Source organism: Halomonas sp. B23F22_20 (assembly GCF_043496985.1).
Classification (GTDB): Bacteria; Pseudomonadota; Gammaproteobacteria; order Pseudomonadales; family Halomonadaceae; genus Halomonas.
In genome coordinates, this window is the sequence record NZ_JBIEKH010000110.1 from 1 (window position 1) to 626 (window position 626).

The 626-nt window shown below is 57.0% G+C and carries 1 protein-coding gene; it reads left to right on the plus strand.

Features of this window, described 5'->3' with window-relative positions:
* Positions 1-434: helicase-related protein (locus ACGTN6_RS20840; RefSeq protein ID WP_394595002.1), on the plus strand; the 434-nt coding region annotated here is incomplete at its 5' end.
* Positions 435-626 lie beyond the last annotated feature (192 nt).

The window sequence follows — 626 nt, forward strand, 5'->3', positions numbered from 1 at the left end:
TCAAGCGGGTGCTTGAGCAGGAAGGCCTCAAGGTGGCTGTCCTCCGATCGTCGGTGGCCACCTATCGGCGCGAGGATTGGATCGCCGATCAGGTCGACCGTGGCGTCGACGTTGTGATCTGCAATCCGGATCTCGTCAAGACGGGGCTGGACCTGCTGGACTTTCCCACCATCGTCTTCATGCAGACAGGGTGGAATGTCTACACGCTGCAGCAGGCCGCTCGCCGATCCTGGCGAATTGGCCAGGAGGCCGCGGTGAAGGTGATCTTCCTGGGTTATGCCGGGACATCGCAGATCGGGTGTCTCGAGCTCATGGCGAAGAAGATCGCTGTCTCGCAGAGCACTTCCGGGGACATCCCGGAATCAGGCCTGGACGCCCTCAATACCGATGGTGATTCGGTGGAGATGGAGCTCGCCAGGCAGCTAGTCACATGAACCTAGGCCCCTCCTCAGTGATGAGGAGGGGCTCTTTTTGTTGTCACGGAAAATTGTTCACGATCAGCTGCGTGTGTTATTAAATCTTTTTTGCTTGCCAAAGAAAGTGCGTAGGTAACGATCTATCTGTGGTTTGGAAGCGGGCCAGTTTTCCTGCCAGTGAGCTAGCCTTGCGGGCAAATCAGGATCGTT